The sequence below is a fragment of the Streptomyces sp. NPDC054840 genome (assembly GCF_053611065.1).
Genome location: NZ_JBSGZP010000229.1, coordinates 1 through 10,249 on the forward strand (window position 1 = coordinate 1; position 10,249 = coordinate 10,249).

The window sequence follows — 10,249 nt, forward strand, 5'->3', positions numbered from 1 at the left end:
CCGACGGCCTGGAGCCGTCGGACGCGGAGCTGGATTCGATCGAGCAGGAGATGCCGCTCATCCAGGCGGATGTCGAGCTGCTCGACGCTCAGATCATGACGATCGACCGGACCCCGACCGAGGTCGACGTCCGTCGGATCCGCCGGGCCCGCAACCGGGTCCTGGCGGCCCGGAGGGACCTGGCCAACCGCATCGCCGGATCGACGGTCTCGGGGGATGCGGCATGAGCAAGCAGATCTTCGGGGCGCAGTTGTCCCTGCGCTGCTGCGGCCCCACGTTCCCGGATCGGACGGCCGGCCCGTGCTGGCAGTTGTACGTGGCCATGTCCGGTCTGGTCAGTGAGTGGCCCACCTTCAACTGGCCGGCCACCACCGAGGTCCCGACCCTCGACCAGCGCCGGGACGCTCTGGCGTACTTCGGTTTCGTCCTCGCCGACGGCGCCGAGTGGGAGTGGACGGAGCACACCGGCCCGGACTACCACCCGCACCCGGTACGGGTGCTCCTCCTGGGCGCGGTCAAGGTCCGGCCGCTGGAAAACGGTGCGGCATGAGGATCCTTCGGAAACTCTTCCGCTCCCGGCCGGCCGTCGAACCCGCCACTCCATCCTTCCCCGGACCGCAGGCCAATCCGGACCGGGGTGACGACGGGATGGGCGAGTCGTGGATCTGGGTTCCGGGCGACCTCGACGACGACGAGGAGGTCGCCCGGTGAACCGCAAGGCCAAAACGCTGCTCGTGCTCGCCCTGGTGGTCGTGGTCGGCATGGCGTTCCGGGTCTCCTGGAACGCCCTGCGCGACATCGCCAAGGCCATCGGCGCCGACGACACCGCGGCGACGCTCTACCCGTTCGTCGTCGACGGCCTGATGGCCCTGGCCCTGGTCGCCGCGCTCGTGCTGACCGACGACGCCCGCAAGTTCGCCCTGCGGGTGCTGGCCGGCTACACGCTCGCCTCGCTGGTCCTGAACTACGTCCACGGACTCCTGCCCGAGCTGCACGCCGAGTCGATCGGCTGGAGTCGACTGGCCGACGGGGACTACACGAACTGGGCGCTCGTACTGCTGGCGACGTCGCTGCCGGTCGGGTCGATCTACTTCGGCTCCGACCTCGTCGCCAAGGTCCTCCACCACCGACCAGCAGTCACCCCGGGCACGCAGGAATCGGCTCAGATCGATGTAAATCGGTCGATGGCTGAGCAGGGCGAATCGCCGGTCGAGGAGAAGGCCCCGGTCGTGTGGGTGGACTCTTCCCCCGTCCCGGTGGTCGAGCCGATCGAGGCCCGGCCGCAGCTCGCGGTTGCGGCCGAGTCGACGCGTCCTCGTCGGGCGACCGGTCGGGTACCGGCTGCTGCCCGATCGAGTCGACCGGTCCGCACGGACATCGAGCTGCTGGCCGAGGCTCGGAGCCTGACGGAGTCGTGGCCGGTCGAGAAACTGACCGGTGAGGGCATCCGCAAGGCCCTGCGTACGTCGCCGGCGAAGGCCCGGGTCGTGCGTGAGGCTTTGAAGGCGGAGCGCGAGCGGGACAGCGCGGCGGCGGTGGCCGGATGAGCCTGAGGTTCGCCGACTGCTTCGATCCGCTGGGAAGAGTCCACGGCCTGCCCACCTTCCCGTGGCGCCTCGCCCCGGAAGGGCTGGCCACCCGGCGTCAGTTACGGGCCCTGGGTCTGCGGCCCGGCGGTCAGGACATCGCCGGACAAATACTGCGGCCCCGCTTCCGGCGCGACCCGCTGACCGCCTTCCTCTACCGCGTGGACCGGGCGAAGCCGGTCCGGCCGATGACCCCGGCCAAGACGGCTGCGCTCGCCAAGGCCAACACAGCCCGCCGCACCTGCCCCGAATGCCGGACCGACGCCGGATACGTCATCCCGGCCTCACTCGGCATGTGCGTGCCCTGTGCCTACCCCGAAGCCTCTGACGGGAGATGACCATGAATCACCTGCCCGAACCAGTCCGACCGCCCAGCGTCGTACAGCTCCCGGACGGGACCCACGTCTACGCCGAGAACCTGCCCGCCACCTACGCCGGACCGCAGGTCGTCCACCAGCACATCCACCAAGCGGCCCCGGACCGCACCGTCCAGCGGATCGCGCTCGGCTCCGGCGTCGGCGCTGGCGCAGTCGCCGCCGGGGTCTACTTCGGCCCGCTGCTGATCGGAGCGCTCACCGCCATCGCGGCGAACCTCGCGTTCCTGGCCTTCCTCGCCCTGGTCCTGGGCTGGTGCGTGCACACGGTCGTGAAGTCCGTTGGCAGCCCGCAGGGTGCAGCGGCCGTGAAGAACGTGCGCAAGGCCCGCCGCCGACGCGGCTGACGGTTGCCCGATCCACCCGTCCTGTGCGGGTGGTGAGGGGAGCCGGACAGCCCGGCCCCGGAAGGAGTCCAGTGATGGCGAAGGACCCGAAGTTCACCGCGAAGGAAACCGCGCAGATCGGCTGGTACATCGCCCGGATGGCCAAGCGCGGGATCGCCAGCGAGACCGTCCACCAGGGCGACTTGGAGCGCAAGGTCGAGCGGATCATCGACGGCGCCCGCGAACGCGAGGCCCGACAGGCCGCCGAGCAGGCGGAGGCCGAGAAGGCCGCCCGCAAGGCCAGGGCCAAGAACGGCAAGTAGCTGTGCCCCGGGGCGGCCGTCCCTCTCGCCAAAGAACGCCGGCCGCCCCGGCCCTACCCATCCGCTTGTCAGCGAGAGCAGGAGTTCTCAGCATGACCGACAACGTCGTCCCCCTCTTCAAGGACCCCACAACCGGCACCTACGCACTCCCGGGCGACACCCCCGACACGCCGCCTGCCGCCCCGGCCCCGGATGCGGTTCGGCGGGTGCGGGTGTGGAAGCGCTCCGTCCACGGCCTGCGCGTCGTGGTCACGCACGAGCGGACCCGTACAGCAGCCCGGCTGGTGGCCCGGCACGGCATGTACGTGCTCGGCGGTACCCGGATCACGGCCAAGCGGGCATGGGACGGGCGGACCGGATCCCGGTACGAGCGGATGATCCGCGCGGCGGAAGCCGCGGGGAACTTCGAGGAAGCCAAGGAGTGGGAGGACCGCCTCACCCGCTTCCGCGCCGCCCGCCACCACCGCCGCATGGACCTGCTGAAAGCCCCCCAGGACGCCGTCAAGAGCGCCGCGTACGGGGCGGGCCTCACGGTCGGGGGCCTGCTGCTGCTGGGGATCGTGCTGGCCATAGCCAACAAGGACGCCACCTGGATCCTCGCCCCGATCACCGCTGTGATCGACGCGATCGCAGCGATCGTCCACATCGCCACCGTCGTGTGGGGGCCTGCCGTCACGGTCGGCCCGTGGCTGGCCTTACTGGCCCTGTGGGGAGTCGGCCGGCAGCGCCAGACCGCACCCCAGTGGGCCCTGCCCGCGCAGCAGCGTGACGACTCGGGCGCCCCGATCACCCCGTCGATCGTCGTCACCGCCCTGCGCGACCTGGGGATCGCGCCGATGCGGAAGGCCATCAAGGAGATGGGCGACGCTGGCGCGGCGATGCTCGGCCCGATCCGGATCGCCGGATGCGGCGTCGAGGTCGACGCCACCCTCCCCTCCGGAGTCTCGACCAAAGAAGTCCAGGAGCGCCGCCGAAAGCTCGCCGAGAACCTCGGTCGGCACGAACACGAGGTGTTCATCACCCTCCCGGCCGCCGCGCGCACGGTGCGGCTGTGGATCGCCGATTCCGGAGCGCTCGATGAGCCGATCGGTCCTTCCCCGCTGGTCACCGACACGAAGACGGCCGCGAACTACAAGACGGGCAAGGCTCCGTGGGGCCAGGACCTGCGCGGTGACGTCGCCGCTCTGAGCCTGTACCAGCGCATGCTGCTGATCACGGGCCTGTCCAACCAGGGCAAGACCGCCGCCCTGCGCGCACTGGCCCTGTGGGCCGCTCTGGACAAGACGGTGGAGTTCCGGATCGCCGACCTCAAGGGCGTGGGCGACTGGAACATGTTCGACGGACTCGCCACCACCCTCATCCAAGGGCCGACCGACGAGCACGTCATCCAGGCGACCGAGATGGTCGAAGAGCTGGTCGCGGAGATGGAACGCCGCATCCAGATGCCGCCCGGGACCGTGTTCACGCCGCTGATCGGCATCGTGGACGAAGCGCAGGTCGCGTTCATGTGCCCGGCCGTCGGCGACGACAAGCGCCCCTACGGCGGCTCCAAGGCCACCAGCCGGTACTTCATGGCCGTCCGCAAGATCCACAACCAGGGCCGGGCCGTGGACGTGCTGCTGTGGGAGGGCACGCAGGACCCCACCGACCAGAACCTTCCCAAGCTCGTCCGCGAAGGCGCCCACACCCGCATCTCCCTAGTCCTGGGCACCGAATCCCAGGCCCGCATGGCCCTCGGCGACAAGGCCGTCGACGGCGGCGCCGCACCCCACCTGCTCCGCCAGGACCTCGATAAGGGAACCATCGTGGTCGCCTCCGGCGGCATCACCATCCCGGCCGGCCAGACCTCCATCACCGTACGGACCCACTACATCGACGACGAGCAGGCCGCCGAAGTCGCCGACCGCGCCAAGGCCCTGCGCGATGGCATCACCACCGCGCACACGGTCGCGGACGTGGACGGGTACGACCCGCTCGCGGACATCCTCACCGTCCTCGGCACCGAAGCCCGCGTCCTCACCCAGGAAGTGCTGAAGCGGCTCGCCGCGCTGAACGGCAAGGCGTACGGCCGGTGGTCGTTCATCGACCTCAAGCGCGTCCTCGACGGCACCGGCGCCGAGCCGTACAAGTCCGACGGCCGCATGGTCATCGGCCGCGAACGCATCACCCGCGCCCTCACCAACCGCCCCGAGGACGGTTCCGCTTCCGTCGCCGAGTAGAGGGAGGCGACCCCACACACGTCAGGGAGGCAGGGAGAACTCCCTGAGCCCCTCCCTGACCTGCCTCCCTGGGCTTGACCTGCGGAAATGATCTGCCAGGGAGGCAGGGAGGCGCCGCAGGTCAGCACCCCGAAACCCCCTCCACAGATGCCCCCGCAGGGGTGCTCACGCCTCCCTGACCCATCTGCGGCAGGGATTCCGCTTTACCCATCCGACATGCCGAGAGCGGCCCCCGCACGCCAATGACTGGGGCCGCTCTCATCCAGCACACACAAGAACTGGAGAGACCAGCATGACCCACACGACCGACATCCGGCGAGAGCACCAGCCGCGCTTACTGGACGCGTTCTGCTGCCAGGGCGGCGCTGGCATGGGCTACCACTGGGCCGGATTCAACGTCTCGGGCGTCGACCTCACCGCACAGACCCGCTACCCGCTCGGCTTCCACCAGGGCGACGCCGTCGCGTTCATCCGCGAGTTCGGCGCCGGCTTCGACTTCATCCACGCCTCCCCGCCCTGCCAGCGCTACTCCCGCACGCAGAAGATCCAGGGCCGCGAACACCCCGACCTCATCGCCCCCGTCCGGCAGGCACTGGAGGCCACCGGCCGGCCGTGGGTCATCGAGAACGTCACCGAGGCAGCTCCGGAGCTGCGGGACCCGGTGGTGCTGTGCGCGGCCGTGTTCGGGATGCGGACCTACCGCCACCGCCTCTTCGAGACCGGCGGAGGCTTCACCCTCACCCCGCCCGCCCACCACCCCCACACCGCCCCCCTCACCAAGATGGGCCGCCCGCTGCGGGAGGGCGACTGGTACCACGCCGTCGGCAACTTCTCCAACGTCCCCTACGTCCGCGCCGACATGGACGTCCCCTGGATGAACCGCGACGGCATCCGCGAATGCATCCCCCCGGCCTACACCCACTGGATCGGCCGCCAGGTGCTCGCCCACCTGAACACCGTGGCGGTGGCCGCATGAGCGCCGCGACCGGCCACCTGCAGACCGCGCTCTGGCTCGCCGGATTCGGCTTGCCCGTTCTGCCGCTCCGGGAAGGCAAGCTCCCCGTCGGAAACTGCCCGGCCTGCGTCGGCTCGGCCTGCGGCGACCGCCCGCACATGAAGGCCGCCGGGCCCTGCCAGTGCCCTGCCCCCTGCCACGCCTGGGCCGCAGCAACCACCGACCCCGCAGTCCTGACTTCACCGCCGTGGGCTCGGGCCTGGCAGCAGGCCGGAGCGGTCGCCTACCACCCCGGCGGGGGCGGTTACACCGTCGTCGATCTCGACAACGCTGACGCCGTCAGGTGGGCCCGCCAGACGCTTCCCGCGACCAGGGCCCTGCCGACGACGCGTGGGGAGCATTGGATCTACCGGGGCGCCATGCAGTCCGCCAACGGGGTCCGGCCCGGCGTCGACATCAAGTCCCTCATGGTCTACGCCCGCTGGTACGGGCCCGGCTTGGGCGACATGACCGTCCTGCCGGATGCCGTCCGCGCGCTGATCGTCAAGGAAGAGACCACCCAGCCCATGCGCGGGGAGGTGGACTCTTCGTCGCCCGCCTGTGCCACCTGGGACCGGTCCGTCGCCACCGGCTGCCGCCACAGCGACACCTTCGTCCGGACCGGGCTGCACCGTGGTCTCGCCAGGGTCTCTGCCTGCCGCGAGCAGGGCGCGGGCAGCGCGGCGTACGGAGTGGCCCGCTTCCTTGCCAAGCAGCACACCGCATGCCCCGGCCCGTGTGGGCTGGAAATCCTCGGCCAGCAGATCATCGACGCGGCCGTCGCCGTCGGCGTGCCCAAGAAGTACGCCGCCCGTGCGGTGGCCAACGGCTTCAACGCGGTTGCGGTGAGGGCATCGTGACCACCGGCCCCCGCACCGCCGAACCGACCCCCACCCTCGACGCGAGTGGCGCGCCGAAGGTCGTCGCCGAAGGCGTCCCTTCTGCCCTTCGCTCTGACCCGCGCTGGGATGACGGGCGCCGCCCCGTCGCCTGGCTCCACATCACCGCCCCCGGACGCGGCGTGACCCCGTCCGTCCGGTCCTGGTGTGCGTGCGGGAGGGACCTGTTCGCCGCCGGACAGCGGCGGGCGCTCGCCCTGATCGCCGACCACGAGCAGCACCGCACCGACTGCCCGCACATCACCCCGCAGGAAGGGAGGAAGGCCGCATGAGCCTCGCCGAGGAGCTGCCCGCTCCGAGCAACCCCATGGCTGTCGCACGCCGGATCCTGCCCGGCTGGGAGGACGAGCAGGGCCGTCTGCTGTGCCGGCGGTGGCGGGGATCGTGGATGCACTGGACGGGTACCTGCTGGCGTGAGTTCGAGGACCTGCTGATGCGCAAGCGGCTGTACGAGCAGTTGGAGCACGCCACCTACGTCGCCGGACTCGACAAGGACGGTCTGCCCGAGGTCCGGGACTGGGCGCCGACCCGTACCAAGCTCGGCAACCTCCTGGACGCCCTTTTCGCCGTCACCCTCCTGCCCACCGAGGTGGACGCCCCCTCCTGGATCGACCGGGAGAAAGCCGCGGCGGACCGCAGCCCGATCGTCGCTTGCCAGAACGGGCTGCTGCGGATCCGGGACCGAGCGCTACTGCCTCACACCCCCGGGTTCTTCAACATCGTCGCCGTCCCCTTCGAATACGACCGGCAGGCCGTCGCCCCGAACTGGGACAGCTTCCTGCACGAGCTGTGGCCCGACGACCCCGCGTCCATCGCTGCCCTGCAGGAATGGTTCGGCTACGTCCTGTCCGGCAGGACCGACCAACAGAAGATCCTGCTCCTGAAAGGTCCGACCCGTTCCGGGAAGGGCACCATCGCCCGGGTCATGAAGGAGATGGTCGGCGAGGAGAACATTGCTGGCCCGCCCCTCTCGGCCCTGGGCACGAACTTCGGGCTGGCCTCCCTGATCGGTAAGCCGCTCGCCGTCATCGCCGACGCGCGCCTGTCCGGGAACGACAGCGGCGTGGTGGAGCGGCTGCTGACCATCTCCGGCGAGGACACCATCGACATCGACCGCAAGTTCCGCGATATCTGGACCGGCAAGCTCCCCACCCGGCTCATGGTCCTCACCAACGAACTGCCCTCCTTCGGAGACTCCTCCGGGGTCATCGCCCGCAGGTTCATCGTGCTGAACCTGACCGTGTCCTGGCTCGGCCGGGAGGACACCGGCCTGGACGCCAAGCTCGCCGCCGAGATGCCCGGCATCCTCAACTGGGCCCTCGAAGGACTGGCCCGCCTGGAGCGCACCGGCCGGATCACCCAGCCGGAGTCTTCCCAGGAGGCGGTCATGATCATGCAGGACACCGCATCCCCCACCAGCGCGTTCGTCCGGGAACGCTGCACCACCGGCCCCGCCTGCGAAGTACAGGTGGACGCCCTGTGGAACGTCTGGCGCGAGTGGGCCGAGGACAACGGCGTACGCGCCGGCACGAAACAGATGTTCGGCCGCAACCTCCAATCCGTCGTCCCCCAACTCACCACCACCCGACCCCGAGACGGCGGCATCCGCGTCCGCACCTACACCGGCATCACCCTGCGCCCCTCCCCGGCGTAGTACTCGGCCTACATTCCGCCGGGTCGCGGACCAACGCGGACCACCCCCTCTGACCTGCACATTCACCAACCCTCGAAACGCGCCCATCGCGGACCACGCCCTTCACGGGCGGTCCGCGATGGTCCGCACACCATCCCCGGAAAACCGCAGGTCAGACCGGGTGGTCCGCGATGGTCCGCGACCCACGACATTGTGTCGCCGACTTTTCGAGGGGCCTGTACGCCCCGCCTCACACCACATGGAGCCCGCTTTGAGCTTCACGCTGCCCGCGACCCATGAGGCCATCACCGTGCCCGAGGCCATGAAGGCCCTTCGGCTCAGCCGGAGCAAGCTCTACGACTTGCTGCGCTCGGGTGCCTTGCCCAGCTACACCGAGGGCCGCGCACGGCGCATCCCCCTCGTCTCGCTCCAGACCTACATCCACAACAAGCTTGAGGAGGCTGCCTGATGGCCAAGAGGCGCGCCAATGGGGAAGGCACCATCACGAAGCGCAAGGACGGCCGCTACCAGGCGGCTGCCTACGTCTACCGGCCGGATGGCACTCGGGTCCGGAAGTTCGTCTACGGCAAGACCCGCGAGGAGGTGAGCGACAAGCTCATCGAGCTGCAAGACAAGACCCGCCAAGGCATCCCGGCCGCGACATCCTCCATGGCCTTCGGGGAGTACCTGACGTACTGGCTCGCCGCCATCGCTCCGAACCGCCTCAAGCCCGCGACGCTCAGCAGCTACGAGGGGCTGTCTCGCCTCTACATCCGTCCCGCGCTCGGTACGAAGCGGCTCAACCGGCTGTCGCCCACAGACGTACGCCGGTTCCTCGCTGGCTTCAAGGCGGGGTGTCTCTGCTGCATGCGGGGAGCCGATGCCGCGCGAGCCAAGGAGGACCGGGCCTGCTGCGCGGTGGGTCGGTGCTGTGCACGCCGGCCGTCGGCTCGCACCGTCCAGTACGTGCACGCCGTGCTCCGCTCGGCGCTCCAGCAGGCAGTCCGTGAAGAACTCGTGGCGCGCAACGTCGCCCGGATCGTGGAGACCCCCACCGTGAAGCGCGAAGAAGTGCACCCCCTGGACGCGGCAGAAGTGCGGATGCTCCTAAAGACCGCCCGGCCTCACCGCCTGTACGCGCTGTGGCTCCTGCTGATCTCGACCGGGCTGCGGCGCGGCGAAGTCCTGGCACTCACGTGGTCGGACGTCGACCTGGTGGGCGGACAGCTCAGGGTCCGGCGCAACCTCCAGCGAATCCGGCGAGAGCTGATCTTCGGCACCCCGAAGACGGCGCGCTCCATCCGTACGGTGTCGCTCCCCAAGCGGTGCGTGGACGCGCTGCTCGCCCACCAGAAGCAGCAGGAGACGGCCCGGAAGGTGGCCGGCGAGAAGTGGCAGCCGCTCGCCCACCAGCCGAGCGGGCTGATCTTCACGACAGCGACCGGCCGCGCCACCGATCCGCGCAGCCTGAACCGGATGCTCACGATCTTGTGTGGCAATGCCAAGGTCCGCCGGGTCCGTGTGCACGACCTGCGCCACACCTGCGCCTCACTGCTGCTCGCACAGGGTGTGGACGCTCGCACGATCATGGAGACGCTAGGGCACAGCACGATCACCATGACGCTGGATACCTACGCGCACGTCATGCAGACGACGCTGCGGGCCGCCGCCGACCGGATGGACGACGCACTCGGCGTTGACGAATCCGGCGAGGAGGAGGGTGACACTCGGGAGGAGTCTCCGCTGCCTGATCGATCCGGCTTCACACGTTGATGTCACCCGCTGATGTCAAAGGCCCCCTGGAGAATCTCCAGGGGGCCTTTGATCTGTGTGCACTCGGCAGGATTCGAACCTGCAACCTTCTGATCCGTAGTCAGATGCTCTATCCGTTAAGC

Annotated in this window: 14 protein-coding genes; all 14 read left to right on the forward strand. The window is 69.8% G+C overall.

Annotated elements, in window-relative coordinates:
• The coding region (locus ACWGIU_RS18060) for a DUF6284 family protein (RefSeq protein WP_453706931.1) at nucleotides 1-227 on the forward strand (227 nt) is incomplete at its 5' end.
• Complete coding sequence (locus ACWGIU_RS18065; protein ID WP_453706933.1) at nucleotides 224-550, forward strand: DUF6303 family protein; 327 nt, start codon at nucleotides 224-226, stop codon at nucleotides 548-550. The genes ACWGIU_RS18060 and ACWGIU_RS18065, both read left to right, overlap by 4 nt.
• Nucleotides 547-711 carry a hypothetical protein gene (locus tag ACWGIU_RS18070; protein WP_453706935.1) on the forward strand — a complete coding sequence of 55 codons (165 nt, stop codon included), beginning with the start codon at nucleotides 547-549 and terminating at the stop codon, nucleotides 709-711. The genes ACWGIU_RS18065 and ACWGIU_RS18070 overlap by 4 nt, the downstream gene beginning before the upstream one ends.
• Nucleotides 708-1,547, forward strand: a complete 840-nt coding sequence (locus ACWGIU_RS18075; protein WP_453706937.1) for a DUF2637 domain-containing protein — start codon at nucleotides 708-710, stop codon at nucleotides 1,545-1,547. The genes ACWGIU_RS18070 and ACWGIU_RS18075 overlap by 4 nt, the downstream gene beginning before the upstream one ends.
• Nucleotides 1,544-1,924, forward strand: coding sequence for an RRQRL motif-containing zinc-binding protein (locus ACWGIU_RS18080; RefSeq protein WP_453706939.1), 381 nt, complete (start codon nucleotides 1,544-1,546; stop codon nucleotides 1,922-1,924). The genes ACWGIU_RS18075 and ACWGIU_RS18080 overlap by 4 nt, the downstream gene beginning before the upstream one ends.
• Before the next feature lie 2 nt (nucleotides 1,925-1,926).
• Nucleotides 1,927-2,307 carry a DUF6251 family protein gene (locus ACWGIU_RS18085; RefSeq protein ID WP_453706941.1) on the forward strand — a complete coding sequence of 127 codons (381 nt, stop codon included), beginning with the start codon at nucleotides 1,927-1,929 and terminating at the stop codon, nucleotides 2,305-2,307.
• Nucleotides 2,308-2,381: 74 nt separating this feature from the next.
• Nucleotides 2,382-2,609 (forward strand): DUF6257 family protein, encoded by a 228-nt coding sequence (locus tag ACWGIU_RS18090; protein WP_453706943.1) that lies wholly within the window; start codon nucleotides 2,382-2,384, stop codon nucleotides 2,607-2,609.
• Between the two features lie 92 nt (nucleotides 2,610-2,701).
• Nucleotides 2,702-4,828 (forward strand): FtsK/SpoIIIE domain-containing protein, encoded by a 2,127-nt coding sequence (locus ACWGIU_RS18095; protein ID WP_453706945.1) that lies wholly within the window; start codon nucleotides 2,702-2,704, stop codon nucleotides 4,826-4,828.
• Nucleotides 4,829-5,120: 292 nt separating this feature from the next.
• Nucleotides 5,121-5,804, forward strand: coding sequence for an SAM-dependent methyltransferase (locus tag ACWGIU_RS18100; RefSeq protein ID WP_453706947.1), 684 nt, complete (start codon nucleotides 5,121-5,123; stop codon nucleotides 5,802-5,804).
• Nucleotides 5,801-6,682: a DNA primase gene (locus ACWGIU_RS18105; protein ID WP_453706949.1), complete on the forward strand. Its 882-nt coding sequence runs from the start codon at nucleotides 5,801-5,803 to the stop codon at nucleotides 6,680-6,682. The genes ACWGIU_RS18100 and ACWGIU_RS18105 overlap by 4 nt, the downstream gene beginning before the upstream one ends.
• Nucleotides 6,679-6,993: a hypothetical protein gene (locus tag ACWGIU_RS18110; RefSeq protein ID WP_453706951.1), complete on the forward strand. Its 315-nt coding sequence runs from the start codon at nucleotides 6,679-6,681 to the stop codon at nucleotides 6,991-6,993. The genes ACWGIU_RS18105 and ACWGIU_RS18110 overlap by 4 nt, the downstream gene beginning before the upstream one ends.
• The gene (locus tag ACWGIU_RS18115; RefSeq protein ID WP_453706952.1) at nucleotides 6,990-8,375 is read left to right on the forward strand and encodes a DNA primase family protein; all 1,386 of its coding nucleotides are present in this window, start codon (nucleotides 6,990-6,992) and stop codon (nucleotides 8,373-8,375) included. The genes ACWGIU_RS18110 and ACWGIU_RS18115 overlap by 4 nt, the downstream gene beginning before the upstream one ends.
• A gap of 250 nt (nucleotides 8,376-8,625) precedes the next feature.
• Nucleotides 8,626-8,823, forward strand: a complete 198-nt coding sequence (locus ACWGIU_RS18120) for a helix-turn-helix domain-containing protein (RefSeq protein WP_031156236.1) — start codon at nucleotides 8,626-8,628, stop codon at nucleotides 8,821-8,823.
• A complete protein-coding gene (locus ACWGIU_RS18125; RefSeq protein ID WP_453706953.1) occupies nucleotides 8,823-10,127 on the forward strand; it encodes a tyrosine-type recombinase/integrase in 1,305 nt (434 codons plus the stop codon). Before ACWGIU_RS18120 ends, ACWGIU_RS18125 begins: the two co-directional genes overlap by 1 nt.
• Nucleotides 10,128-10,249: the final 122 nt, after the last annotated feature.

Bases quoted from the DNA above. Each gene is read 5' to 3' on its own strand.
- ACWGIU_RS18065 (WP_453706933.1), top strand. From the start codon at position 224: ATGAGCAAGCAGATCTTCGGGGCGCAGTTGTCCCTGCGCTGCTGCGGC.
- ACWGIU_RS18070 (WP_453706935.1), top strand. From the start codon at position 547: ATGAGGATCCTTCGGAAACTCTTCCGCTCCCGGCCGGCCGTCGAACCC.
- ACWGIU_RS18080 (WP_453706939.1), top strand. From the start codon at position 1,544: ATGAGCCTGAGGTTCGCCGACTGCTTCGATCCGCTGGGAAGAGTCCAC.
- ACWGIU_RS18085 (WP_453706941.1), top strand. From the start codon at position 1,927: ATGAATCACCTGCCCGAACCAGTCCGACCGCCCAGCGTCGTACAGCTC.
- ACWGIU_RS18090 (WP_453706943.1), top strand. From the start codon at position 2,382: ATGGCGAAGGACCCGAAGTTCACCGCGAAGGAAACCGCGCAGATCGGC.
- ACWGIU_RS18095 (WP_453706945.1), top strand. From the start codon at position 2,702: ATGACCGACAACGTCGTCCCCCTCTTCAAGGACCCCACAACCGGCACC.
- ACWGIU_RS18100 (WP_453706947.1), top strand. From the start codon at position 5,121: ATGACCCACACGACCGACATCCGGCGAGAGCACCAGCCGCGCTTACTG.
- ACWGIU_RS18105 (WP_453706949.1), top strand. From the start codon at position 5,801: ATGAGCGCCGCGACCGGCCACCTGCAGACCGCGCTCTGGCTCGCCGGA.
- ACWGIU_RS18115 (WP_453706952.1), top strand. From the start codon at position 6,990: ATGAGCCTCGCCGAGGAGCTGCCCGCTCCGAGCAACCCCATGGCTGTC.
- ACWGIU_RS18125 (WP_453706953.1), top strand. From the start codon at position 8,823: ATGGCCAAGAGGCGCGCCAATGGGGAAGGCACCATCACGAAGCGCAAG.